The organism is Microbispora rosea, from assembly GCF_044460045.1.
In the GTDB taxonomy this organism is placed as follows: domain Bacteria; phylum Actinomycetota; class Actinomycetes; order Streptosporangiales; family Streptosporangiaceae; genus Microbispora; species Microbispora rosea.
This window is the reverse complement of the sequence record NZ_JBITJO010000005.1, coordinates 138,560-163,473: the sequence shown is the minus strand read 5'-3', so window position 1 is coordinate 163,473 and position 24,914 is coordinate 138,560. Positions and strand designations below refer to the sequence as shown.

Sequence of the window (24,914 nt, the reverse complement as noted above, 5' to 3'; positions counted from 1 at the left end):
TCACGACCGGGTGAGCGCGGAGATGGCCTGCCGGAGCCAGTCCTTCTCCGCGGCGGTCACGGCCCGGGCGACGAGCATCATGCCGCGGCGGAACGGATCGGGCGTCTCCTCGGCCCTGAGGGGCCTTCCGCCGCGGTAGAAGAAGCTCGCCGGCGTCTCCAGGAAGGCCAGGCGCCGGCGCAGCACCCGCGCCTGGTCCTCGGCGTCGGGCAGCCGGGACAGGAACGCCAGCACCGTGAAGAACCTCGCCTGGTCGCTGATCTCGACGTCGGACGGCTCACGCAGCCGCCTGAGCAGCTCCTCCCGGCCTCGCTCGGTGATCGAGAGCACCTGACGCCGCGCGGCGCCCGAACCCTCCTCCTCGTGCCGCTCAAGGAGGCCGGCGGCCTCCATCCGGGCGATCGCCGGGTAGAGCGCGCCGTCGCTGACCGGCCGGACGTGCCCGCTCAGCTCGGCGATCCGCTGCTTGAGCTCATATCCGTGCATGGGCTCCTCGTCCAGGAACCCGAGGATCGTCAACGCCAGGTCGCCGCTTGCCACGGAGGCATCGTATCGTTATACCTCTATTCGATGTATCTCGATTAGAGGTTAACGCATGCGCCTGATCAGGCTCGCCCTGCCCGTCTACGTCGAACTCCTGACGGCCGTGGTGGCCGTCGGTTTGATCGACACGCTGTGGGTCTCCGGACTCGGCAGCGAGGCCGTCGCGGCGGTCACGATCGCCACCACGGCCGAGAACCTGGCCCTCGGCGTGATCCTGTGCGTCGGGACGGGCACGACGGTCCTGGTCGGACGGCGCGACGGTCGTGCCCCGCTGACCCCGGTCATCCGTACGGCGTGGCTGCTGCTGGGCGTCTTCGCCCTGGCCGTGGCGGTGCCCGGCGTGCTGCTGCGCGAACCGATCGCCCGCCTGTTCACCGCCGATCCCGTGACGGTGGGACTGACCGCGGGCTATTTCGTCGTGGCGTTCGCCGGGATCCCGGTCTTCTACGCGCAGAACCTCGCGGACGGCGTCTTCAAGGGACTCGGCGACACCAGGACGCCCATGCGGACCGCCCTGCTGTGCAACGCGCTGGTGATCGTCCTGGACCCGCTGCTGATCTACGGGCTCGGCCTGGGCGTGCGGGGAGCCGCGCTGGCCACCGTGGCGGCCCGCCTGGCCACGCTGGCCGTGTCCGCCCTCCTGCTCGTCCGGCGGCTGCGGACGGGGACGGGGACAGGGACGGGGCGGGGCTCGGTCAACCGCGCGGACGCCGCGGCGATCCTGCGCACCGGGCTGCCCATGTCGGGCGACTTCCTCGCCCGCGCGCTGGTGGGCATGGCGCTGACCGGCATCGTCGGCCGGCAGGGTGTGGCCGCGCTCGCCGGGTACGGCATCGGCCTTAAGATCATGATGGCCGGGGTGATGTCCTTCTACGCCCTCCGCCAGGCGGCGATGATCCGCACCTCGCGCGCCGGCGAGGCGGACGGCCCGTCGTCACGTCGTGAGCAGGCCGTTCCCGTGGTGCTGTACGGTCTGGCCGCGGGGCTGGCCGCCTCGCTCGTGCTGAACGCGCTCGCCCCGGCGGCCGTGGGCCTGTTCACGGCCGATCCCGCGGTGGCCGCGGAGGCCGTGTGGTTCCTGCGCTGCATGCCGCTCTATCTCGTGCCCTTCGGCGGGCTGATCGCCGTCGGCGGCGTGCTGCAGGCCGGCGGGCGGGGCGCCGGCCTGCTCGCGGCCACACTGGCGGGCTTCGCCGTCCAGTTGCCTCTGGCCTTCCTGCTCGGCTCCCGGATGGGCACCACGGGAGTCTGGCTGGCCATGGCCGCCGGCGCCGCGCTGTCGCTCGGCCTGCTCAGGCCAGCTTGGCGAGGGCCGCGCGCACCCGGTGGAGCGACCGCTCGCGACCGAGCACCTCGATCGACTCGAACAGCGGCAGGCCCACGGTCCGGCCGGTGATCGCCACACGGACGGGGGCCTGCGCCTTGCCGAGCTTGAGCCCGTGAGCGAGGCCGACCTCCTCCAGGGCCGTCTTGAGCGACTCGGGGTCCCAGCTGACCGTCTCCAGCCGCTCGGCGTACCCGGCCAGGATCTCGGCAGCGCCCGCCTTCATCGCCTTGTCCCAGGACCCCTGGTCGAAGACGGGCTCGTCGAGGAACAGGAAGTCGACGTTGGCGGTGACCTCGGACAGCACGGCGACCCGGGTCTGCACCAGGTCGGCCACGCGGTCGAACACCGAGCGGTCCCACGACGGGTCGAGCCACGGCTCGCAGCGGGCGGCGAACACCTCGCGGGGCAGCGCCCTGATGTACTCGCCGTTGAAGGCCCGCAGCTTCTTCTCGTCGAAGAACGCCGGCGCCTGGTTCACGTCCTCCAGCCGGAACAGCGGCATCATCTCCGACCACGGCATGATCTCGCGGTCGTCGCCGGGCCCCCAGCCGAGCAGCATCAGGTAGTTGACCATCGCCTCGGCGAGGTAGCCCTCGTCGCGGTAGGACTCCAGGGCGACCTTGTCGCGGCGCTTGGACAGCTTCTGCCGCTTCTCGTTGACGATCACCGGCACGTGCGCCCAGACCGGCGGCTCCGCGCCCAGCGCCTTCCACAGGAGCTGCTGCTTGGGCGTGTTCGACAGGTGCTCCTCGGCCCGTACGACATGGCTGATGCGCATCTCCATGTCGTCCACGACGTTGGCGAGGATGAACAGCGGCGAGCCGTCCCCGCGGACGATGACGAAGTCCTCCATCGCCGAGTTGGGGAACTCCACCCGCCCGCGGACCTCGTCGTCCACGACCGTCACCCCCTCGTCGGGCGTACGGAACCGCACGGCGCCCTCGGTCAGGCCGCGGTCGCGGCAGTGGCCGTCGTAGCCCTGGTGCTCCGAGCCGGTCCTGGCCTTCACGTCGTCGCGCGTACAGGTGCAGTGGTAGGCCTTGCCGTCCTTGAGCAGCTTGGCCGCGGCGTCGCGGTGCTGCTGCTCGTAGGCGGACTGGAAGTAGGGCCCCTCGAAGTGCGGCGAGTCGCCGTTGATGCCGATCCAGGCGAGGGCCGAGATGATGCCCTCGGTCCACTCGGGCCGGTTGCGTGCCGCGTCCGTGTCCTCGATGCGCAGCACGAACGTGCCGCCGGACTGCTCGGCGATCGCCCAGTTGAACAGCGCCGAGCGGGCGCCGCCGACGTGGAACATGCCGGTGGGCGAAGGGGCGAAGCGCACCCTAGTCACGTGAGATCACCCGGTTAGTGAGAGTTCCGATTCCTTCGATGGAGACGCCGACCTCGTCGCCCACGGACATCGGGCCCACCCCGGCGGGCGTGCCGGTCAGGATGACGTCGCCGGGCAGCAGGGTCATGACCGCGCTCACGTACGCGATGAGCGCGGGGATGTCGTGCAGCAGGAGGGAGGTGCGGGCGCTCTGCCTGACCTCGCCGTTGAGCGTGGTGGTGATCGCCAGGTCGGCCGGGTCGAGTTCGGTCTCGATCCAGGGACCGAGCGGGCAGAACGTGTCGAAGCCCTTGGCCCTGGTCCACTGGCCGTCCCTGGCCTGCAGGTCGCGTGCGGTCACGTCGTTGGCGCAGGTGTATCCGAAGACGACCTCGCCCGCGCGCTCGGCGGGGACGTCACGGCACAGCCGGCCGATCACCACGGCCAGCTCGCCCTCGTAGTCGACCCGTTCCGACAGCTTCCCCGGGTAGGCGATCGCCTCCGACGGCCCGATCACGGTCGTGTTGGGCTTGAGGAACACGACCGGCTCCGCCGGGGGCTCGCCACCCATCTCCCTGGCATGGTCGGCGTAGTTCTTGCCGATAGCGACGATCTTGCTGGGCAGCATGGGGGCGATCAGGCGGACCTCGGCGACCGGGAACCGCTCGCCGGTGAAATCCACCCCGTGGAAGGGATGGCCGCCGATGCGGGCGATGACCTGCCCGCCTTCTTCCACCACGCCGAAGGCGACCTGGTCGCCCATCGAGAACCTCGCGATACGCACGTCACGAGCCTAGTGGGGTATCCCACGGTGGCGTACTTAAGGTGGTCTGATGACAGTTGGAGTCGAGCGCTACGGGGAGTTCATGTGCCTTCGGTCGTGAAGATCAATGTGCTGACGGTGCCCGAGGAGATGCGGCGCGAGCTGGAGAAGCGGTTCGCCAGCCGGGCCGGGATGGTGGAGTCGGCCGACGGGTTCGAGTGGTTCGAGCTGTTGCGGCCGATGGAGGGCAGCGACCGCTACCTCGTCTACACCCGCTGGCGCAGCGAGGAGGACTTCCGGCGCTGGCAGGAGAGCCGGGCGTTCCAGGCGGGACACGCGCAGGCCGCCGCCGAGGCCGGCGCGCAGGGTCACGGACACGGGCAGACCCAGGGACACGGGCACGGACACGGGCACGGGCAGGGCGGCCCGGCCGCGACCGACTCGGAGCTGTGGACGTTCGAGGTCGTGGAGAGCACCGGCCCCAAGCAGGACGGCTGAGCCGGGCCCGTTGACGTCCGAACGCCCCGTCGGCCACGCGCGGGCGAGGGCGTTCAGGCGTCGAGCGGGTTGGCGGCGATCCGGGCGCCGATGCCTTCCGTGACGGAGCAGGCCGCCGCGCAGCCCGGCTTGCGCCGCGTCTGCTCCTCGAAGGCGGCGAGGAACTCCGCGCCGAACCCGAGCCGGGGATGGCGCGCGAGCACGGCGGCCCGGGCGTCCGCCGGGAACTCCTCGGGGCGCTGTCCCGACACGTCCCACGACGTGGCCACCTGCAGCAGGTGCGACTCCGGGTCCTCGGACGCGGCGACCGGGTCGCGCATGTGGACGACGACGATCTCCTCGGCCCGCGCGGACCTCTCGGGCGACCACCCGGCCGCCATGCCGAAGACCCAGGCGAGACGTCCCCCCGCCTCCTCGAACGGCACCGTGTGGCTGTCGAAGGTCTCGGTCAGCCCGATGTCGTGGAGCAGCGAGGACACGTAGTACAGCTCGTCGTCGAAGCCGATCCCGTGCGCCCGGGCGTAGCCGGCGCCCCACAGGTAGGCCCTGATCGAGTGGTTGAGCAGCGCGGGCGGGCAGAAGCGGGTGGCGACGGCGAGCGCGGCCGTCGCGGCGGGTGTCTCGGGGAACGTCTCTGAGAACGGAGCCGGCATGGCCCCAGGTTGGCAGAGCGCGGAGGCCGGGCGCGAGCAGCCGCACGGCCACTTCCCGCACGATTCAGGCCAGCGCTACGGGCGCAGACCGTCCAGTACGAGGTCGGCAAGGCGGCCGGGGCGGGCGCGGTCGGCGCGGCGGCGTTCGCCGGTGACCGCGGCCACGACGATGGCCTGCACGTCTTCGCCGTCTACATCGTTGCGCACCACACCCGCCTTCTGGGCACAGGCCAGAAGCTCGGCGAAGACCTGTTGCAGGCGGACGGCCGTCTGCCGGGTGGCGTCGGTCAGGGTCACACCCGCCCCGGCGAGCGCGTCCGTGAGGTCCTGCTTGGCACCGGCCTCGCCGACAAGCCGGCGGAGGAAGGGAAAGAACGCCGACCCGGCTCGGTCGACCGCCAGCGCCTCGCGTGCTTGCACGATCAGTTGCTCCAGGTGGCTGGCGATGACGGCCTCGTAGAGCGCCTCCTTCGTGGGGAAATGCCGGTGAACGGTGCCCGGGCCCACCTCCGCGCGGCGCGCTATCTCATCGAGCGACACGCCCAGGCCCTCGGCAGCGAATGCCTGGCCCGCCGCCTCCAGAATCCGCGCTCTGTTCCTTCGCGCATCGGCCCGCATGCCTCTTCCTTTCAGGTGGACAACCGGGGCGCTCGCCCCGTATCTTCGAAATAAGCGGTGCGCTCGCCCCGGATATTTCAGGAGTATGCCATGTCTGTTCTCACCCCGTACGACGTCGTCGCCCGGCTTCTCCGCCTGACCGCCTCCGGGCCCTGCGAGGAGATGGCCGATCTGTTCGCCGAGGATGCCGTCTTCGAGTTCCCGTTCCAACTGCCCGGCATGTCCCAAGGAGAGCAGGACCGGGAGACCTTCCGCGCCCATCTCAGAGCGGGTGCCCGGCTCCAGAGGTTCGAGTCGGTGGACGACATCGAGATTCACCGGACGACCGACCCCGAAACGGTGATAGCCGAGTACCGGCTGCGGGGCCGGGTCACCGCCACGGGCAAGCAGTTCACGTCCCAGGTCGTCATGGTCGCCAGAGTGCGCGACGGGCTGATCACCTGGTCGCGCAACTATTCCAACCCGCTCGACAGCGTGATCGCCTTGGACATGGTCGACGACCTCGTCGCCGGGTTGACCGCAGGCACCGGATGATCCGGCCGGCCCGGCTCAGGGTGGCTTTTGTGAGCAGTTGTGCACTTGTAACCAGAGTGACTTGACCAGACAACCAGAATTCGGACAGCATGAGCGGCTCCCAATTCGATCTCGGAAGGAATCCGGCGTGTTCCGCCGCCTCTCAGCCCTCTCTCTGGTGGCCGTCCTCCCGCTGACCGCGCTCGCCGTCGCCGCCCCCGCCCAGGCACGGGCGCCGCACCGCACCCCGGAATGCCAGGGGGACTGGCTGCCCGCCACCCCCACCTCGGGCGACGTCATGAGCGGCAAGCTGTCCTTCCTCGGCCTGCCCGCGGTCACGGTGGGCAAGGACGTCGACTGGCGCACGGACCCGTACAAGAACCGGTCCTGGCAGATGGTGTTCCAGTCGCTGCGGTGGATGGGCCGGCTCGTGGCCGACTACGAGGCGACCGGCGAGGACGACTACCTCAGCAGGGCTGAGGAGATCGCCAAGGACTGGGTGGAGGACAACCCGTACGGCGGGCGCACGACCAGCCCGTACGCCTGGGCCGAGCATCCGATCGCGCTGCGCGCCCCCGCCCTGGTGTGCCTGAGCAGGTACGTGAAGGCCGACTGGCTGAAGAAGAGCCTGGCCTTGCACGCGAAGCTGCTGTCGGACCCCAAGAACTACGAGCTCGGCCACAACCACGGGCTCGACCAGGACATCGGCCTGCTGCGCATCGGCTGCCGCTACGGCAACGCGACGTGGAAGAACCTCGCCGTGAGCCGCATGGTCAAGTCGATGAAGCTCGACATCGACGGGCAGGGCGCGCTGCGCGAGCAGGCGCCGCGTTACGCCATCTACGTGCACGACCGGCTCAGGGTGGCGGTCGACACGATCAAGGACTGCAAGATGAAGGTTCCCGCGGCGCTGGCCATCCGCTGGGAGAGCCTGCCGCGGCACATCAGCGCCGCCACTCAACCCAACGGCTACATGGTGCCGATCGGCGACGGTCCCGCCGACGTCCAGCCGGCCGCCTTCGACCACGCCGCCTCGACCGTGCAGGTCTTCAACGCCGGTTACGTCTTCGGCCGCACCGCCTGGAACGACCCCAAGTCGGCCTACTACTCGATCCGCTTCGGACCGGCGCTGAAGTTCCACGGCCACGAGGACCACATGGGCGTGACCTACTACGCCCAGGGCCGCTCGATCCTCACCGAGGCGGGCTTCGTCTCGTACGAGAACACGCCCTACCGGCGGTGGACGCTGAGCCCGGAGGCGCACAACGTGCCGATCCTCGTGGGCAGGAAGTTCCGCGGGCACACCCCCACCGCCCTGGTGTCCAAGTCCGTGCACAAGGACCGGCAGGCGTTCACGTTCACCGATAAGGCGTACGGCGTGCCGCGCAAGCGGTCGGTGCTGGTGAACCACCGCGAGGACGTGATGGCGGTGCTCGACAGCGGCGGCGGCAAGCTCCAGAACCTGTGGCACCTCGATCCCAGGCTGAAGGTCGTGTCCGACTCGGGCGGACGGGTCGTGGTGGGCGACGGCGAGTGGAGGGCGTCGATCGTCCAGCTCGCGATGCCGTCGTGCAAGCCCGTCGGCGGCCAGCGGGTGGTGCGCGGGCAGACCTCGCCCTACCAGGGCTGGGTCTCGCCGGCCTACATGCGCAAGGAGCCGGCCCCGGTGATCGTCTCGCCCGTGGCGCAGTCGCTGCTGACCGTGGTGGTGCCCGGCACCGACCGGCCGGAGGTCAGCTGCTCAGGACGCACTCTGATCGTTCACACCCCGGCCGGTTCGGTCACGCTGCACACGAGCTCTTCCGGCACGCTGTCGTAAACCTCCTCCCCCGACAGGAGGGCGGCGGGCGGTTATCCGTACACCGAGGGTGACGGGGAGCCGCCCGCCAGGGGGCCGCCCGCCAGTTGCTTGGCCTGGTCCGGCACGTGGCCGAGCTTGTCGACCTCGTGCGCCAGTCCCTCCAGGACCGCCCGCAACTGCACCTGCGTGACGTCCGCGAACGTGCGCAGGTAGGCGATCCTGCGCTCCAGCTCCTCGGCCTCGGCGCTCTGCAGCCCGTTGCCCGAGGCGCGGTAGGCGCCGACCGCCTGGTTGGCGGCCTCCTCGGCCTGCCGCTGCGCCTCCATCAGGAGTTCCTCGTACTGCCGGCGGGCCTGGCTCACGATGCGGCGCGCGTAGTCCTCCGCCTCCGCGATCTGCGCGTCGGCGGTCTGCTGGGCGCGGGACAGGATGTTGATGGCGTCGACGCTCAGGGTCTGGGACGCGGCGGCCTGTTCCGGGTTCATGCCGTGTTCCTTGTACCACTGCTTCATGCGGTCGATGTACGCCCGCAGGTCGGCCTTCTCCTTGTCGCTGGCCGCCATGTCCTCCGCGACGCGATAGAGGAACGAGCGCACCTCGTCCTCGCTGAAGCCACGGCGCCCGAGCGAGGTGCGCGTGAACTCCTGCTTGCGTACCCGATCCGGGGTGAGGGGCTGGCGCTCGCTCGCCGGGCTTCCCCAAGGCGTCTCTGCCGTCATGACTCCCGACCCTTGTCGCTCGTGAACTCGTCGAAGTGGATCTGCTCGGTCGGCACGCCGGCGTCCAGCAGCCGTCCGACGGTGGCCTGCGCCATCTCCTCCGAGCCGCAGACGTAGACGTGCTGACCACGCCATCCCTGCAGCGCGACGTCCACGGCGTAGCCGCGGGTGCCCCGGTAGAAGGGGTCGTGGGAGACGACCGGCACGACGTTGAGCCAGGGGTGCTCGGCGGCCATCTTGGCCAGCGCCTCGTAGTCGTACAGGTCCCTGGAGTGCCGGGCGCCGACGACGAGGTCCACCCTGCGCATCGGGCCCTCGTAGGCGATCTGCTCCACGAGCCCCTTGAGCGGCGCGAGGCCGGTGCCGCCCGCGATCATCAGCAGGTCGCCCTGGACGTCCGGGGTGAGCGTGAGCCGTTCGCCCACCGCCGCGCCCACGCGCAGCATCTCGCCGCGCCGCGCGCCCATGACCAGCGCGGAGCTGAGCACGCCGCCGTCGACCATGCGTACGTGCAGGTCGATCGTGTTGTCCTGACGCGGCGCGTTGGCGAACGAGTAGAACCGCCAGACGCGCGGGCGCATGGCGTAGGAGATCGACGCCGACTGACCCGGCCGGAAGGGGTACTGGTAGTTCAGCCGCGCGCGGATGACGGCGATGCCGAGGGTGCGCATCTCGTGGCTGAGGATCTCCGCCTCCCACCAGGGCGGGGAGACCTTCGACGAGTCGTTCGCGGCGTCGATCATCACCTGGGCGACGAGGTTGTAGGCCTGCGTCCAGTCGTGCGCGAGCGCAGGGGTCCACCGATCGCCCAGGAAGTGCTCGAGCGTGGCGAGCAGCGCCTGGCCGACGGCGGGGTAGTGCGTCGAGGTCACCGCGAACTTGCGGTGGTCGCGGCCGAGCTGCTGCAGGACCGGGACGACCTCCTCGATCCTGTCGACGTTGCTGATGACCTTGCCCAGTGCGCCCACGAGCTTGTCGCGCTGACGCGCCATCGACACCGGGAACATGTCCCGTACGTCCGGGTTCATCAGGAAAAGAACCGAGTAGAAGTACAGCGGCACCTGGTCGCCCGATCGGGAGACAAGGTGCCAGCTGTCCTTGAGAGCCTGCGTATCCACTCAGTCGGCCGTTTCTACGGGTTCGGCGACGATGGACGACTTCACCTTGGCGAGGACGAGGCCGACGTCGCGCAGGATGTCCTCGCCGACGCCGCTGTCCTGCAGGACCGCGAACAGGTGCTCGCCCACCTTGTCGTAGTGCTGCGACGTGATGCCCATTCCGGTGTGGGCCTCGCCCAGGTCACGGCCCTCGTACGGCTCGGGGCCGCCGAGGACCGAGCACAGCAGCATGACCATGTGCCGCTTCAGCCTGGGCATGTCGATACCGGTGAAGTACGGCTTCAGATCGTCGTCGCCGAGCACGCGCTCATAGAAACGCTCGACGACGTCGCGCACCACAGGTGCGCCGCCGATCTGGTCATAGTAAGACGGCGAGGTGATCACAGACCCTCCCATTCCGGGTGCACCAGCGGGGGGATGACTGGGAGCCGAAAGTTCTCGGACTCCCCTAGTCACGTGGCTGGTCATGGTGACAGACGGACGCTCAGCTCTCACGGCACCGGCCGCCTCCGATAGAACGATCAGAAGCCTGGCGGCAGGCACCGCGACAGCACGGGGTTCGGTGCGCAGATACTTCTTGCCTTCACCCTCCGTTGAGCCAGAGCGGGGCGCTGAGGCTGGAACCGCGGCCGGGATCGCCGATCGTGGCGAAGACCGCCTCAGGAGCTTCGCCTATCTAAGCACCAACTAGACTAAATGTCACTAAAACCACAGCATTCACCAGCGCACCGTGAGCGTCGCCCGCACCATGCCCCGAGGAAGGTTCGCGCTGGTCAGGCGCTGTGCCCGGCCCGCAGCAGACCGTAGGTCACCGCCTGCTCAAGCGCCTGCCAGGACGCCTCGATGACGTTCTCGCCCACCCCGACCGTGGCCCACTCGCCGGTCGCGTCGCTCGAAGTGATCAGCACTCGGGTCACCGCGTCCGTGCCGTGGGTGCCCTCCAGGATGCGGACCTTGAAGTCGATCAGCTCGACCCCGGCCAGCTCGGGGTACAGCTTCTCCAGCGCCAGCCGCACCGCCCTGTCGAGCGCGTTGACCGGGCCGTTCCCCTCGCCGGTCGCGATGATCCGCTCGCCCTTCGCGTGGAGCTTGACGGTCGCCTCGCTGACCACGTCGCCGCCGGGGCGGCGCTCGACGATCACCCGCCACGACTCCACCGTGAAGTAGCGCCGGTGCTCGCCGTCGACCGTGTCGCGCAGCAGCAGCTCGAACGACGCGTCGGCGGCCTCGAACGTGTGCCCCCTGGCCTCCAGGTCCTTGACCCGCTCGACCAGCTGCCTGGACTGCTCGCCGGTGAGCTCGTAGCCCAGCTCGCGGCCCTTCAGCTCGACCGAGGCGCGGCCGGCCATGTCGGAGACCAGCATCCGCATGTCGTTGCCGACCTCGGCGGGGTCGATGTGCTGGTAGAGGTTCGGGTCCACCTTGATCGCCGACGCGTGCAGGCCCGCCTTGTGCGCGAAGGCCGACGTCCCGACGTACGGCTGGTGGGAGTTCGGCGTGACGTTGGTGACCTCGGTGATCGCGTGGGCGATGCGGCTCATCTCGCGCAGCGACTGCGGCGGCACGAGGTCGAATCCCCGCTTGAGCTGGAGGTTCGCGACCACCGTGAACAGGTTGGCGTTGCCGGAGCGCTCGCCGTACCCGTTGGCGCAGCCCTGCACGTGCGTGGCGCCGGCCTTCACCGCGGCCAGCGTGTTGGCGACCGCGCAGCCGGTGTCGTCGTGGCAGTGGATGCCGATGCGGGCCCCGGTGCCGGCCGCCTCGTGCACCACGTCGGCCAGCTCGTCGGGCAGCATGCCGCCGTTGGTGTCGCACAGCGCGATCACCGACGCCCCGGCCTCCGCGGCCGTGCGCAGCACCTCCAGCGCGTACGCGGGGTTGGAGCGGTAGCCGTCGAAGAAGTGCTCGGCGTCGAGGAAGACGCGCTGGCCCTCCGCCGTCAGGTGGGAGACCGTGTCGCGGATCATCGCGAGGTTCTCCTCCAGCGTCGTGCGGAGGGCCAGTTCCACGTGGCGGTCGTGGCTCTTGGCCACGAGCGTCACGATCGGCGCGCCGGATTCGCGCAGCGCGGCCACCAGGGGGTCGTCGGCGGCCTTCACGCCCGCCCGGCGGGTCGCGCCGAACGCGGCGAGCTGCGCGTGCTTCAGGTCGAGCTCGGTCTGAGCCCGCCTGAAGAACTCGGTGTCCTTGGGGTTGGCGCCCGGCCAGCCGCCCTCGATGAAGCCGACGCCGAGGCCGTCCAGGTGACGTGCGATGGCCAGCTTGTCGGCGACCGTGAGGTTCAGCCCCTCCTGCTGGGCGCCGTCGCGGAGCGTCGTGTCGTACACGTGGAAACGATCGTCGGCCATCTCTGTGTCTCCTTCGCGGGGTTGCGTCTCGCCGCGCGCTTGTCGGCCCCAACCGAGAAGGCCGCTCAAACAAAAAGACCCCTCACGGACGTGAGAGGTCTGCGCGCCGGCGATGTCCTTCAGCCGGCGCGCCTGCCGATAATGAGCAGACCGTAGTACATGGTGCTGAGCAGTTTGCCACAGCCGGTCACCCTCTGGCACATCGATCTCATAGTACGAGATATGGGAGGGTGTTCGCGCAGGTCAGAGGGCTCGACGATCTAGTGTGATGCCATGAAGGCTGCCATGTTCACCACACCGGCCGTCGCCGCGTACGCCGCGGCGCACACGAGCCCGCCCGACGACCTGCTCGCCGACCTGGCCGAGGAGACCCACCGGCTGGTGGGCGACCGGATCAGCATGCAGATCGCGCCGGAGCAGGGCACCCTGCTCACCATGCTGGTCCGGCTCAGCGGCGCCCGGAGCGCCGTGGAGGTGGGGACCTTCACCGGCTACTCGTCGATCTGCATCGCCAGGGGCCTGCCCGCGGACGGGCGCCTGATCGCCTGCGACGTGAGCGAGGAGTGGACGGCGGTGGCCCGCCGCTACTGGCAGAAGGCGGGCCTCGACGACCGCATCGAGCTGCGCCTCGGCCCGGCCGCCGGCACGCTGCGGGCCATGCCGGCGGGCGAGAGCATCGACTTCGCCTTCATCGACGCCGACAAGCCGGGCTACCCGGTCTACTACGAGGAGATCCTGCCCCGGCTGAGGTCCGGCGGCCTGATCGCCGTGGACAACACGCTCCAGCACGGCGACATCACCGATCCCGCCGCCGGCGGCAACGTGCCCGCGATGCGGGAGTTCAACGACCTCGTCGCACGCGACTCCCGGGTGACGAGCGTGCTCCTGACCGTCGCCGACGGGCTCACGCTCATCAGGAAGAACTGAACCCCGGATCTCGATGGACGTAGGGCAATGATGGCGTAATAACGCGCCATAGAGGCGCGGGACACACGATCGGCGCCCCCTCGGTGAGTACGCTCGCGAAGCGATTCGCATTGGCGGATCGCTTTGCCCGGGGCTCGTCTTTATCACGCAGCGTCTGATGCAACCAGGCGTCTGATCCGAACAGGGGGCGGCGAATGACTTGTCGGCGCGGCGGCGGGGCGTTTCTCACCGGCAGGATCGCCGGTCTCCTTCTCGCCGGGACATCGGCTTCGACCGTGTTCGTCACCGGCGTCGTCCCGGTCGGGGCCGCCGCCGACAACGGGCACGGCCGTACCGATCGCGCGGTGCGCAACGTCGCGACCACCCAGGGGAAGGACCCGCAGGACCGGCCCAGGGACAAGCTGTCGGTGTCCGGCGACACGCACAACCGCGGCTACCAGCACACGTCCACCAACACCGCGGGCGGCTCCTCGAACGTGCAGAACGCGCTGTGCCGGCGCGCCCGGGTCTGCAACATCACCCAGCACGTGACCGTCGCCGGTCCGAGCGTGAGCCCGGCGCCCTCCGCGCCTGCGCGGACGCCCGGCGCCAGGCCCACTCCGGTGCCCACGGTCACTGTCACGGTGACCGCGACGCCCAAGCCGTCTCCCGTCGCGCCCTCGCCCACCGTCGCACCCCCGCCCGCCGTCGCGCCCTCGCCCGCCGTCGCGGCGGAGCCGGCGCCGTGCCCGGCCGCGCGCACCCTGATCAGTGTCGGCGCGAGGGCCGGGGTGAGCGGCGGGGGCACCGGCCTGCTCCGCGGGCTGGTGTCGCTGTCCGTCCTGGCGGTGGGCACGACGTGCCCGGGCGCGACCGGCTGAACGCGACCGCTTGAACGCGACTACGTGAACCCAGCCCCCGGGCACGCCCCTCCGGAGCGCACACCGGACGGGCGCCCGCCTGGGGGGAGGCGGGGCGGCCGTCAGCAGATCTTGTGGATCCAGTGGTGGGCGTCGGGGCGGCTGCCGTACTGGATGCCCACGAGCTCCTCACGGATCTTCATCGTGACCGGCCCGGGGGTGCCGTCGCCGACGGTCCAGCTCCGGTCGACGCCCTTGACGGAGCCGACGGGGGTGACGACGGCGGCGGTGCCGCAGGCGAAGACCTCGGTGAGCTCGCCCGACTCGCAGCCCGCCTGCCACTCCTCGATGGAGATCTTGCCCTCCTCCGCCGTGTATCCCAGCTCGGCGGCCAGGCTGAGGATCGAGTCACGGGTGATGCCGGGCAGCAGCGTCCCGGTGAGCGCCGGGGTCACGAGGCGGTCGCCGAAGACGAAGAACAGGTTCATCCCGCCCATCTCTTCGACCCACCGGTGCTCGAAGGCGTCGAGCCAGACGACCTGGTCGCAGCCCTCCTCGACGGCCTGCCGCTGGGCCACGAACGCCGCCGCGTAGTTGCCGCCGCACTTGGCGAACCCGGTGCCGCCGGGCGCCGCGCGGGTGTACTCCGTGGACAGCCAGACCGAGACCGGCTTGAGGCCGCCGGTGAAGTACGACGCGGCGGGCGAGGCGATCACCATGTACTTGTAGCTCCGCGAGGGGTGGTTCACCCCGAGGGCGGGCTGCGTGGCGATCATGAAGGGACGCAGGTAGAGGCTGTGGCCCTCGGCGGTCGGCACCCAGTCGCGGTCGGTCTGCACGAGGAGTTCGAGCGACTCGACGAACGCCTCCTCGGGAAGCTCCGGCATCGCCATCCGCAGCGCCGACCGGTTGAACCGCGCCGCGTTCGCGTACGGCCGGAACGCTACGATCGAGCCGTTCGGCTGCCGGTACGCCTTGAGGCCCTCGAACAGCTCCTGGGCGTAGTGGAACACGGAAGTGGCGGGGTCCAGGACGAGCGGACCGTACGGCTGGAGCTTCGCGTCGTGCCAGCCCTCCCCTTCGGTCCAGTCGATGGACACCATGTGGTCGGTGAAGACCTGACCGAAGCCGGGGCTCGCCAGCACCTGCTCGCGCTCGGCCGCACTGCGGGCCTGCGGATTGAGCTGCACGTCGAACCTGAGGTGGGTGGTCATGCGAGGTCCTTCTCTCTACGTCGTCGTAGTAATTGTGCGACGAGTCGGCTAAGGGAAAACTAGGGCATTTCACAGGTATGAAAAAGCGCATGGCGGCCCATACCGGGCCGCCATGCGCGTGATGTCGGGATGAGCGGCCGGAATCAGCCGGCTACTCGGGCGGCGATGTCGTCGCCGATCTCGCGGGTGGAGCGTGCCGTCCATCCGCTCTGGCGCTCGATCAGGTCGTCGGCCACGGCCTGCTCGACGCGGGCCGCCGCCTCGGCGTGGCGGAGATGGTCGAGGAGCATGGCGACCGACAGGATCGTGGCGGTGGGGTCGGCCTTGCCCTGGCCCGCGATGTCGGGCGCGCTGCCGTGGACGGGCTCGAACATGGACGGCGCCGTGCGGGCCGGGTTGACGTTGCCGCTGGCCGCCAGGCCGATGCCGCCCGCGACCGCCGCGCCGATGTCGGTCAGGATGTCGCCGAACAGGTTGTCGGTGACGATCACGTCGAACCGCTGCGGCTGGCTGATGAAGAACATGGAGGCCGCGTCGACGTGGCAGTAGTCGGTCTCCACCTCGGGGAACTCCAGGCTGAGCCGGTCGACGGTGCGCGCCCACAGGTCGCCCGCGTACGTCAGCACGTTGGTCTTGTGGACCAGCGTCAGCTTGCGGCGCGGCCGGGCCACGGCCCTCTCGAAGGCGTAGCGCACCACGCGCTCGACGCCGTAGGCCGTGTTCAGCGACTCCTGGGTGGCGATCTCCTGCGGCGTGCCGCGGCGCAGCACGCCGCCGGCGCCGGCGTACGGGCCCTCGGTGCCCTCACGGACGACGATCATGTCGATGTCCTCGGGACGGGCCTGTCCGAGCGGGGTCGTCACACCGGGGAACAGCTTGACCGGGCGGAGGTTCACGTAGTGGTCGAGCTCGAAGCGCAGGCGCAGCAGCAGGTCGCGCTCCAGGACGCCGGGCGGCACGCTCGGGTCGCCGACGGCGCCCAGCAGAATCGCGTCGTAGCCGCGCAGCTCGTCGAGCACCTCGTCGGGAAGCGTCTGCCCGGTCGCGTGGTAGCGCTTGGCACCGAGGTCGTACTCGGTGGTCTCGGACTTGACGCCTGCGGCGTTGAGGACCTTGAGGCCTTCGGCGACGACCTCCGTGCCGATACCGTCACCGGGGATCACTGCCAGGCGGATGTTGCTCGACTCCATGCGTGTACCTTACCGGTTGTCTCGGAGATCGGAACACGATCTCACCATGCGGTCCATACCTGGGCGTACCTGCGCGTCAGGCGGGTCCCGTCGCGAGGGCACGCCCGAAGACGAGGCCGCGCGGGCCGTGGACAGCCCGGCCGCCGGCGCCCCTGAGGATCACGGCGTCCGGCCCGATGCCGCAGGGCGGCGCGGGCCGGTGCCGCCGGCGCGCAGCCCGGCCGGGACGGACGAGGCTGGCACGCTCCAGGCCGGGAGGGTCGCCGATCGCGCCGATCCCGGCCAGATCAGCCGAAGGCCAGGCACGTCAGGCCAAGTCTCGTCTGGCCAGGTCGGCCCAGGTCAGCGCTGCGGTACGCCCCCGTTGTCGCGGCGGTCGAGCGCGATCTGCAGCGCGGCGGCCGCCTCGTCCTCGGCGTCCTCGGAACGACCCCAGGGGTACATCTCGTACATGGCGATTCTCTCTTCGACGGAGGAATGCTGAGATCGGGATCCGCCTGTCGCGGATCCGGTACGTCGGCCACCGGTGGAACGCGGGTCACGCGTCACGGGCGAGCCGAAGGCCGGCGGCGCGGCGCTCCGCGACGGGCCGGCCTGCCCTGATCAGGCCCCGTCGCGGCAGGTGGAAGTGCGGGGCGCCTCGTCATCACGAGAGTACCCCACAATCTCGTAGGACGACCTAGTATCTCACTTCGTGAGACGCGGTTCGCTGGGCGGAAGACACGGGGAAAACACGAACGGCCCGGCGCGCGGGCGCCGGGCCGTTCGATGAAGCGATGCGGAGCGTCAGTCCTCCAGGTCGACCGTACGGCCGCTGTCGGCGCCGATCTCCCCCGCGATCTGCTCGACGACCTCGGACGGGATCGCCGTGTCGACCGTCAACGCGATGAGCGCCTTGCCGCCCTTCACGTCCCGCGAGACCTGCATGGACGCGATGTTCACGTTCTGCTCGCCGAGCAGGCGGCCGACGATGCCGACGATGCCGGGGCGGTCGGCGTAGGTGAAGAAGGCCAGGTGGTCGGTCGGCTCGATCTCCATCGCGAAGCCGTTCACCTCGACGATCTTGGTGATCTGCCGGGGGCCGGACAGCGTGCCGGAGACCGAGACCGTGCGTCCGTCGGCGAGCACGCCGCGCACCGTGATGACGTTGCGCCAGTCGGGGCTCTCCGCGCTGGTGACCAGCTCGACCACGACACCGCGGTCCTTGGCCAGCAGGGGCGCGTTGACGTAGGTCACCGCGTCCTCGACGACGCCGGTGAAGACGCCCTTGAGCGCGGCCAGCTCCAGGACCCGGACGTCCTGCGCGGAGATCTCGCCCCGGATCTCGACGTCCAGGCGGGTGGCCACCTCACCCGCGAGCGCGGTGAAGATGCGGCCGAGCTTCTCCGTGAGCGGCAGGCCCGGCTTGACGTCCTCGGCGACCGCGCCGCCCTGGACGTTCACCGCGTCGGGCACGAACTCGCCCGCGAGCGCCAGCTTGACGCTGCGGGCGACCTGCGTGCCGGCCTTCTCCTGGGCCTCGTGGGTGGAGGCGCCGAGGTGCGGCGTCGCCACGACCTGGTCGAACTCGAACAGCGGGCTGTCGGTGCAGGGCTCCTTGGCGAACACGTCGATGCCCGCGCCCGCGACGCGACCCTCCTTGAGGGCGGAGTAGAGGGCGTTCTCGTCGATGATCCCGCCACGGGCGACGTTGATCAGCCGGACGCTCGGCTTGACCATGTGCAGCTCGCGGTCGCCGATGAGGCCGACGGTCTCCTTCGACTTGGGCAGGTGGACCGTGATGAAGTCGGCCTGCTGGAGCACCTCCTCCAGCGACGCCAGCCGCACGCCCATCGCCGCCGCGCGGGCCGGCTGCAGGTAGGGGTCGTACGCGATGATCTCGACGCCGAACGGCTGCAGGCGCTGCGCGACGAGCTGGCCGATCTTGCCGAGGCCGAGGATGCCGATGACCTTCTCGTCGAGCTCGACGCCGGTGTACTTCGAGCGCTTCCACTCGCCGCCCTTGAGCGCGGAGTGCGCCTGGGCCACGTTGCGGGCGCTGGCGAGGATCAGCGCGACCGTGTGCTCGGCGGCGCTGGTGATGTTGGAGGTCGGGGCGTTCACGACCATGACGCCGGCCTTGGTCGCGGCCTCGACGTCGACGTTGTCCAGGCCCACCCCGGCGCGGGCGACGACGCGCAGCTTGGGCGCCGCCGCGATGGCCTCCGCGTCGACCTGGGTCGCGCTGCGTACGATCAGGGCGTCCACGTCGGCGAGGGCGGGCAGGAGCTGCGATCGGTCGGCGCCGTCGGTGTGCCGGACCTCGAAGTCCGCGCCGAGCACGGCGAGACCCGCATCTGAGAGCTCTTCTGCGACAAGTACGACGGGCTTGTTCACTGGGTTGAGTCCTTCGTGAAGTGCGACAGCGCGGACGACGTGAGTCTATCCGGGCCTTGTGAAAGCTCTCACGAGCGCCCGGCATACGAGACACCCAAGGTCTCGGCGGCGTCGCGACGGCACGACGACCCGGTCTCGGAATCTCGATCCGCGCGGCTCCGGGGCCGTCCCGCCGCCGGCCGCCCGCAGGTTCTGGTGGGACCGAGGGGATTCATGAGACTCGCTCACCTACGGGCCCAGCCGGTCGATGTACCCCGGCTACGCCTGATCCATACGGACTGCCACCCATCTCGGTATTGATCGCACCTATTCTTGGGGATTAGCCTGATTCGCCATGGTCCAGTCCCTATCGTTCAGGCTATGAGCATCGGGAACCCCTCTCTGGGCGACGTTCTCGCGCGGCATGGCAGCCCCAGGCAACTCCTGGCGGCCCTCGCGGAGTGGGGCATCCTGGTGGCGGTCCGCCCCGACCGCTCCGTGGTGCTCGGCACGACACAGAACGGCGAACGCGTTCTGCTCGGCTACACAGGACCGGCGACCTACGCCCGGCACCGTGGCAGCCACTCGCTGTCGGCGTGCGACGTCGACACCATCCTCGACATCCAGCGCGTCACGGGCGTGCGCGAGATCGTGATCGACGCGGCCGGCCCCGCTGCCGCCGCCGTGCCGATCGACGACCTGCAGCGCTATCTGGAGCAGACCCGCACCGGTCCCGCTCCGGCGCTGTCGGCCATGGGCTCGGCCGCCCCCACGGCGTACGCCACGGGCGCGATGGCGACCGTGACCCGTGCGCAGGCCACGCGGCAGGCTCCCCCGCCGGCCACGCCCGTCCCGCCGATGCCCGCCCCGCCGATGCCCGCCCCGGTCGCGGCGGCGGCCTCCGCGCTGCCGTCGCAGCGGATCCCCGCTCCCCGTCAGCACCTGTCGGGGGCGATGCAGGTCGTGGACCCCGGCTACCGCAGGACGCGTCATCCGATCCTGCCGGCGCTGCGGGTGGCGGTCGCCGAACTGCTGCCGGAGTATCCCTACGTCCACCACGTCTGGATCTCCGAGGCGCGCACGGCCGCCGGGCTGTGGGGAATCATGCTGCACGTCAAGGTGCACATCTCCGCCGCCGACGACATCGTTAAGGAACTGCACCGGCGGGTGCGCAGCCGGTTGCCGCAACTGGCGGCCAGCGAGGCGCCGGTGCTCATGGCCAGGGTCGCCGACGCGCACACCGAACGCCGCCTGATCGAGATCGGCGCGCACGTCGTCTGCCCCGACGTTCGCGACTGAGCCCGGAGCCCCGTCACCGATCTCCGCCGGCACCGCGCCGGGCACCGCGCCTGCACCGGGCCGGCGGAGATCGGCGGGACACCGGGCAGCCGCCGAACCGTTGCCGGAGAATCCTTCCGAACGGACGCTTGCTCGGCTTGAATGTCGCCATGGTTTCCACGGCGACGCCGTCCCCTTCGAAGGTCTCCCTCGGGGTTCGCCTCGGGTACGCCGTCGGCTCGTTCTGCACGGCCAACTTCGCCACGATCCCCGGGCTGCTGCTGCTCTTCTACATGACCAACGTGCTCGCGGTCCCCGCCGGGCTCGCGGGCGTCGTGCTCTTCCTGCCCAAGGCCTGGGACCTGATTGCCAACACGATGGTCGGCCGATGGTCGGACCGCACGGTCTCGCGCTGGGGACCACGCCGTCCGTGGCTGCTCGCCGGGGCCGCGGTGCTGCCGGTGTCGTTCGCGCTGGTGTTCGCCGGGCCGCCGCTCACCGGCGCGTCCGCCGCCGCCTACGTCGGCCTCACGTTCCTGCTGGCCACCACCGGATACGCGCTGTACGAGGTGCCGTACAAGGCCATGCCGGCGGAGATGACGACCGACTACCACGAGCGGACCTCGCTGCTGCAGTGGCGCATGGTCCTCATCGCGGTCGGGATCGCGATGAGCGGCATCCTCGCTCCGGCGATCGCCGGCGACACGGCCGACGGGTATCGCACCATGGGCATCAGCTTCGGCGTGATCCTGCTCGTCGCGATGCTGGCCTCGTTCTTCGGCACCGCCCGCGCGCCCTTCACGGCCCCGCAGAAGTCCGAGGGGACGCTTCGGGAGCAGCTTGCCGCCGCCCGCACGAGCAAGCAGTTCCTGTGGCTTCTCGGACTCAGCTCCGCGCAGACGCTCGGGGCCGGCGTGATGCTCGCGGGGGCGCCCTACTTCGCCGCGTACTCTCTCGACGACACCTCCGCCACCACCACGCTCTTCGCGGCGCTCGTGGGGCCGATGCTGGTCACGATGCCCCTGTGGGTGTGGCTGGCCCGCAAGCTCGACAAGCGCGGCGCGATGATCCTTTCGGGCTCGCTGTTCACGGGCGGTGCGCTGCTGATCCTCGCGACGCCCGCGCTCGGCGAGCTGTACGCGCACCTGTGCGTGATGATCGTGGGCGTCGGCTACGCGGGCCTGCAACTGCTGCAGTTCTCCATGCTCGCCGACGTCATCGCCCACGACGGCGCGGTGAGCGGCGAGCGCAGGGGCGGCGTCTTCACCGGCCTGTGGACCGCGGTGGAGAACGCGGTGACGGCGCTCGGGGCGACCGCGTACGGGTGGGTGCTGAGCGCGGGGGGATTCGTCTCCTCCGATCCCGAGCATCCGGTGACCCAGCCGGGCAGCGCCCACGTCGCCGTGATGATCGGCGTGACCGTGGTGCCCGCTCTGATCACGTTCGCGGGCGTGCTGATGACCCTCAGGTACGACCTGACCGCCGACCGCCTCGCCGCCGTCACCGGCGGAGCCGGGACCACGCCCGCAGCGGCCGCCGTCTCCGGTGCTGAGACCGCCGGGAAGGACGGCGGGCAGCCCGAACCCGGCGAAGTGCTCCGCGCCGAGGAATGAGCTGATCGCGCAGATCCGCTCGTCCCGCAGGGTCGGCACGGTGATCGACCAGGCGGTGTGCGGGCGGTCGCGGCGATCCCGGAGCCGCCGAGAGCACCTGGAACGGGGTGGCGCGGGAGGCCGTCTACGACCTTAAGCGCCCCTCAAGGCGGTCCCCTGGCCGATCACGCCGCTGACCTGCGGATTATCGGACATCTCAGGCAGTACGCGGGATAAAGGAAGTTTAAGAGAAGGTAGATACTTTCGGGATTGGACCGATTTATCACCACATGTCGGTCTCTGGCGCACCATAATGACGACTTCCCCAGCGTCTAACCCCCACTGGAGGAATGATCGTGAACAGAGCGCTCGGAGCGGTCCTGTGCCTCGGGAGCGTCGCGGCCGTCGGCGTGGCTGCGGCCCCCGCTCAAGCAGAGGCCCTGCACGCGGGCTGCCGGGTCGCCGCCGCGAAGCCCTACGTCAGCGTGGACGGCAAGATCCGCGCGGCGGGCTCGCGGGCCGGTTGCATCGACAACGCCCGTTTCCGGGTCCGGATCGTGAAGAGCAGGCCGGGCCCCGACCGCGTGGTCAAGAGCGGCTCCAAGGTGGTCAGGAACGCGCGCGTCGTCGTCGGGCTGACCTGCGCGGACGGCGCGTACTACAGCGTCGTCACCGACTACCGCGGCCACCTGTCGCGGTCGAGGCCGGTGCGCCTCGACTGCGACGTCCCCACCCCGGTTCCCACCGCTACCTCGTCCCCCAGCCCCACCGGTGTCCCCACCGGCGCCCCCTCTGCCGTTCCCAGCACCGCCCCTGCCACGACTCCGCCCGCGAGCGCCCCCGCCTCCGCCGCTCCCAGCGCCTCTCCGACGAGCGGCTCGGCCGTGGGGACCGCCATCGAGAACGAGGTGGTGCGCCTCACCAACGTCGAGCGGGCCAAGGCGGGCTGCGGCCCGCTGAAGCACGACCCGCGCCTGCGCACCGCCGCGTACGCCCACTCGGCCGACATGTCCGCCAAGAACTACTTCGACCACACCTCCAAGGACGGCCGCTCCTTCGCCGACCGCATCACGGCCGCCGGCTACACCTGGCGGGCGGCGGCGGAGAACATCGCCAAGGGCTACGGCACGGCCCAGGCGGTCGTCCAGGGCTGGATGAACAGCCCCGGACACCGGCAGAACATCCTCAACTGCAACTACACCGACATCGGGGTCGGGTACGTCGCCGCGGGCGGCCCGTACTGGACCCAGGACTTCGGCCGGCAGTAGAGACGCGCCGTCCGGCAGGGAGCGGGGACGCCACGCCCGGCGGCCCCGCTCCCGCGCCGGGATTGGCGGGGAATACGACGGTCTTCTGGACACCTCGGACCGCTGCGGCGGATACTCCAATCATGAGCTCTCCCCCGGTTCGCGCCTCGGACGGGGACCGCGAGCGTGCGCTCAGCGAGCTCCGCGACCGGGCCGCCGAAGGACGCCTGTCCATGGAGACCTTCGTCGGCCGGGTGGACCTGGCGCTTCGCGCACGCAGCCGCACCGAGTTGGACGAGCTGGTCGCCGACCTACCGCACCGCGGGCGCTGGCGCAGGAGGATCACCGACGCCGTCGCCTCCGTGTCGGAGCTGAGCAGCCGGATCGAGTCCGCCTGGCGGCGTCCGCGGCTGCCCCGGCTCGCCCTGCCCGCCGACGGCCGGGCCCGCTACCTGGTCGGCCGCGGCTCGTCCTGCGACCTCGTCCTCGCCGACCTGACCGTCTCGCGGGTGCACGCCGAACTGCGGCGGGAGCACGACTCCTGGCTGCTCGTCGACCTCGGCTCGATGAACGGCACCCGGCTGAACGGCTGGCGCCTGGTGGGCCCCGCATCCGTCCGGGCCGGCGACGAGGTGGCGTTCGGCGACAGCGTGTTCCTGGTCTCGATGCCGGCCTGATCGATCTAGGTGAATTTCCGTATCGCCGCTCCGGCACCGCTCACCGGCGATGGCGGAAAGCCGCTCACCCGGGAGCCCTGGATCCCCACCTGGTACGCCGCCCTGCCGATCGCGGGAGAGGCGGAGCGGATGGTCGGCGGGACGCCGCGCGGCAGGATGGGCGGCACGGCGGCGACGGGGCCGTGAAACGCGACGCGGCGCCGCTCCCCACCTCTCCGGCGGGGCGCGGCGCCGCGATCATGCGAGCGTTCGCGAGCCTCAGGCCTGCTCGCCCTTGAGCCAGCTCATCATCGGGCGGAGCTTGCCGCCGGTCTGCTCGATCGAGTGGCCCGCCAGCTCCTCGCGGTAGCGCTTGAAGTTGGTCTGGCCGGAGTCGAACTCCTCGACCAGCTCGCGGGCGAAGCGACCGTCCTGGATCTCGTCCAGGATGCGGCGCATCTCCTTCTTGGTCTCCTCGTTGACCACACGCGGGCCGCGGGTGTAGCCGCCGTACTCGGCGGTGTCGGACACCGACCAGTACATCTTGGAGATGCCGCCCTCGTACATGAGGTCCACGATCAGCTTCATCTCGTGGAGGCACTCGAAGTAGGCGACCTCCGGCTGGTAGCCGGCCTCGATCAGCGTCTCGAACCCGGCCTTGATCAGCTCGGAGACGCCGCCGCACAGCACGGCCTGCTCGCCGAACAGGTCGGTCTCGGTCTCCTCGGTGAAGGTCGTCTTCAGCGCGCCGGCGCGGGTGCCGCCGATGCCCTTGGCGTACGACAGCACGAGCGGCCAGGCGTTGCCGGTGGCGTCGCGCTCGACGGCGACCAGGCAGGGCACGCCGCGGCCGGCCGAGTACTGGCGGCGGACCAGGTGGCCCGGGCCCTTCGGCGCCACCATCGCGACGTCGACGCCCGCCGGGGCCTCGATGAGGCCGTAGCGGATGTTGAGGCCGTGGCCGAAGAACAGCGCGTCGCCCTCGACGAGGTTCGGCGCGACGTGCTCGGCGTACAGGTGCCGCTGGATGTGGTCCGGCGCGAGGATCATCGTGAGGTCGGCCTCTTCGACGGCCTCGCCCGGCGACAGCACGCGCAGCCCGTCGGCCTCGACCTTCTCCCGGCTCTTGGAGCCCTCGGGCAGGCCGACGCGGACGTCCACGCCCGAGTCGCGCAGGCTCAGCGCGTGGGCGTGGCCCTGGCTGCCGTAACCCAGCACCGCGACGTGGCGGCCCTGGATGATCGACAGGTCGGCGTCGTCGTCGTAGTAGATCTCAGTCACTTGCTTGCCTTTCACGGGTTGTCCGTCGCGACGTGCCTGCCATGGGAGCTACGTCGTGTCTGACAAATCTTGCCCCGCTGCGCGTGGCCCAGGGTCCACGCTCGCGACGGGCAGCGTCTGTCCGA

At 70.5% G+C, this 24,914-nt stretch carries 24 protein-coding genes; 11 read left to right on the top strand and 13 right to left on the bottom strand.

Annotation, left to right across the window (positions count from 1 at the left end; genetic code table 11):
- Complete coding sequence (locus ACIBK1_RS22660) at window positions 1-540, bottom strand: PadR family transcriptional regulator (protein ID WP_030506075.1); 540 nt, start codon at window positions 538-540, stop codon at window positions 1-3.
- A 55-nt stretch (window positions 541-595) separates the two neighbouring features.
- On the opposite strand from ACIBK1_RS22660, the gene ACIBK1_RS22655 reads away from it, so the two are divergent.
- Window positions 596-1,939 (top strand): MATE family efflux transporter, encoded by a 1,344-nt coding sequence (locus tag ACIBK1_RS22655; protein WP_396737473.1) that lies wholly within the window; start codon window positions 596-598, stop codon window positions 1,937-1,939.
- Here the strand turns inward: ACIBK1_RS22655 and gltX are convergent.
- Together gltX and ACIBK1_RS22645 are read right to left on the bottom strand one after the other, a co-directional pair.
- The gene (gltX, locus tag ACIBK1_RS22650) at window positions 1,836-3,164 is read right to left on the bottom strand and encodes a glutamate--tRNA ligase (protein ID WP_396738018.1); all 1,329 of its coding nucleotides are present in this window, start codon (window positions 3,162-3,164) and stop codon (window positions 1,836-1,838) included. The genes ACIBK1_RS22655 and gltX overlap by 104 nt on opposite strands.
- 28 nt (window positions 3,165-3,192) lie before the next feature.
- Complete coding sequence (locus tag ACIBK1_RS22645; RefSeq protein ID WP_030506078.1) at window positions 3,193-3,963, bottom strand: fumarylacetoacetate hydrolase family protein; 771 nt, start codon at window positions 3,961-3,963, stop codon at window positions 3,193-3,195.
- Window positions 3,964-4,047: 84 nt separating this feature from the next.
- On the opposite strand from ACIBK1_RS22645, the gene ACIBK1_RS22640 reads away from it, so the two are divergent.
- Window positions 4,048-4,440 (top strand): antibiotic biosynthesis monooxygenase family protein, encoded by a 393-nt coding sequence (locus ACIBK1_RS22640; protein WP_396737470.1) that lies wholly within the window; start codon window positions 4,048-4,050, stop codon window positions 4,438-4,440.
- A gap of 53 nt (window positions 4,441-4,493) precedes the next feature.
- Here ACIBK1_RS22640 and ACIBK1_RS22635 read toward each other — a convergent pair whose 3' ends face one another.
- Window positions 4,494-5,093: an HD domain-containing protein gene (locus ACIBK1_RS22635; RefSeq protein ID WP_030506080.1), complete on the bottom strand. Its 600-nt coding sequence runs from the start codon at window positions 5,091-5,093 to the stop codon at window positions 4,494-4,496.
- 75 nt (window positions 5,094-5,168) lie between these two features.
- Window positions 5,169-5,711, bottom strand: a complete 543-nt coding sequence (locus ACIBK1_RS22630; protein ID WP_030506081.1) for a TetR/AcrR family transcriptional regulator — start codon at window positions 5,709-5,711, stop codon at window positions 5,169-5,171.
- 90 nt (window positions 5,712-5,801) lie between these two features.
- Between ACIBK1_RS22630 and ACIBK1_RS22625 the strand changes: the two genes are divergently transcribed.
- Both ACIBK1_RS22625 and ACIBK1_RS22620 read left to right on the top strand, forming a co-directional pair.
- Complete coding sequence (locus tag ACIBK1_RS22625) at window positions 5,802-6,245, top strand: nuclear transport factor 2 family protein (RefSeq protein WP_030506082.1); 444 nt, start codon at window positions 5,802-5,804, stop codon at window positions 6,243-6,245.
- Between the two features lie 127 nt (window positions 6,246-6,372).
- Window positions 6,373-8,043: a heparinase II/III family protein gene (locus tag ACIBK1_RS22620; RefSeq protein WP_030506083.1), complete on the top strand. Its 1,671-nt coding sequence runs from the start codon at window positions 6,373-6,375 to the stop codon at window positions 8,041-8,043.
- A 32-nt stretch (window positions 8,044-8,075) separates the two neighbouring features.
- Here the strand turns inward: ACIBK1_RS22620 and ACIBK1_RS22615 are convergent, their stop codons facing one another.
- From ACIBK1_RS22615 to cimA, 4 genes are all read right to left on the bottom strand, one after another.
- Window positions 8,076-8,744, bottom strand: a complete 669-nt coding sequence (locus ACIBK1_RS22615) for a DivIVA domain-containing protein (RefSeq protein WP_051761300.1) — start codon at window positions 8,742-8,744, stop codon at window positions 8,076-8,078.
- On the bottom strand, window positions 8,741-9,862 hold the full coding sequence (locus ACIBK1_RS22610) for a globin domain-containing protein (protein ID WP_396737465.1): 1,122 nt from the start codon (window positions 9,860-9,862) through the stop codon (window positions 8,741-8,743). Before ACIBK1_RS22610 ends, ACIBK1_RS22615 begins: the two co-directional genes overlap by 4 nt.
- Entirely contained in the window at window positions 9,863-10,246 is a 384-nt protein-coding gene (locus ACIBK1_RS22605; RefSeq protein WP_051761302.1) for a group I truncated hemoglobin, read from the bottom strand.
- A gap of 389 nt (window positions 10,247-10,635) precedes the next feature.
- On the bottom strand, window positions 10,636-12,210 hold the full coding sequence (cimA, locus tag ACIBK1_RS22600) for a citramalate synthase (protein ID WP_030506087.1): 1,575 nt from the start codon (window positions 12,208-12,210) through the stop codon (window positions 10,636-10,638).
- Between the two features lie 273 nt (window positions 12,211-12,483).
- Between cimA and ACIBK1_RS22595 the strand changes: the two genes are divergently transcribed.
- Both ACIBK1_RS22595 and ACIBK1_RS22590 read left to right on the top strand, forming a co-directional pair.
- Entirely contained in the window at window positions 12,484-13,137 is a 654-nt protein-coding gene (locus ACIBK1_RS22595) for an O-methyltransferase (protein WP_030506088.1), read from the top strand.
- Between the two features lie 194 nt (window positions 13,138-13,331).
- Window positions 13,332-13,997 (top strand): hypothetical protein, encoded by a 666-nt coding sequence (locus ACIBK1_RS22590; protein ID WP_396737460.1) that lies wholly within the window; start codon window positions 13,332-13,334, stop codon window positions 13,995-13,997.
- 101 nt (window positions 13,998-14,098) lie between these two features.
- Here the strand turns inward: ACIBK1_RS22590 and ACIBK1_RS22585 are convergent, their stop codons facing one another.
- From ACIBK1_RS22585 to serA, 3 genes are all read right to left on the bottom strand, one after another.
- Window positions 14,099-15,190, bottom strand: a complete 1,092-nt coding sequence (locus ACIBK1_RS22585; RefSeq protein ID WP_030506090.1) for a branched-chain amino acid aminotransferase — start codon at window positions 15,188-15,190, stop codon at window positions 14,099-14,101.
- Between the two features lie 143 nt (window positions 15,191-15,333).
- Window positions 15,334-16,380, bottom strand: a complete 1,047-nt coding sequence (locus tag ACIBK1_RS22580) for a 3-isopropylmalate dehydrogenase (protein WP_396737457.1) — start codon at window positions 16,378-16,380, stop codon at window positions 15,334-15,336.
- Window positions 16,381-17,166: 786 nt separating this feature from the next.
- The gene (gene serA, locus ACIBK1_RS22575) at window positions 17,167-18,756 is read right to left on the bottom strand and encodes a phosphoglycerate dehydrogenase (protein WP_030506092.1); all 1,590 of its coding nucleotides are present in this window, start codon (window positions 18,754-18,756) and stop codon (window positions 17,167-17,169) included.
- 360 nt (window positions 18,757-19,116) lie between these two features.
- On the opposite strand from serA, the gene ACIBK1_RS22570 reads away from it, so the two are divergent.
- The 5 genes from ACIBK1_RS22570 (at window position 19,117) to ACIBK1_RS22550 (ending at window position 23,715) form a co-directional block, all read left to right on the top strand.
- Window positions 19,117-20,034 (top strand): hypothetical protein, encoded by a 918-nt coding sequence (locus ACIBK1_RS22570; protein ID WP_396737454.1) that lies wholly within the window; start codon window positions 19,117-19,119, stop codon window positions 20,032-20,034.
- A 149-nt stretch (window positions 20,035-20,183) separates the two neighbouring features.
- Window positions 20,184-21,626: an MFS transporter gene (locus ACIBK1_RS22565; RefSeq protein WP_081903264.1), complete on the top strand. Its 1,443-nt coding sequence runs from the start codon at window positions 20,184-20,186 to the stop codon at window positions 21,624-21,626.
- Window positions 21,627-21,961: 335 nt separating this feature from the next.
- Window positions 21,962-22,873, top strand: a complete 912-nt coding sequence (locus ACIBK1_RS22560) for a CAP domain-containing protein (RefSeq protein WP_231513745.1) — start codon at window positions 21,962-21,964, stop codon at window positions 22,871-22,873.
- Between the two features lie 122 nt (window positions 22,874-22,995).
- A complete protein-coding gene (locus ACIBK1_RS22555) occupies window positions 22,996-23,529 on the top strand; it encodes a DUF1707 and FHA domain-containing protein (RefSeq protein WP_076436882.1) in 534 nt (177 codons plus the stop codon).
- A gap of 9 nt (window positions 23,530-23,538) precedes the next feature.
- Window positions 23,539-23,715, top strand: coding sequence for a hypothetical protein (locus ACIBK1_RS22550; protein ID WP_156080754.1), 177 nt, complete (start codon window positions 23,539-23,541; stop codon window positions 23,713-23,715).
- Window positions 23,716-23,787: 72 nt separating this feature from the next.
- Here the strand turns inward: ACIBK1_RS22550 and ilvC are convergent, their stop codons facing one another.
- Window positions 23,788-24,780, bottom strand: coding sequence for a ketol-acid reductoisomerase (gene ilvC / locus ACIBK1_RS22545; protein WP_030506097.1), 993 nt, complete (start codon window positions 24,778-24,780; stop codon window positions 23,788-23,790).
- Window positions 24,781-24,914 lie beyond the last annotated feature (134 nt).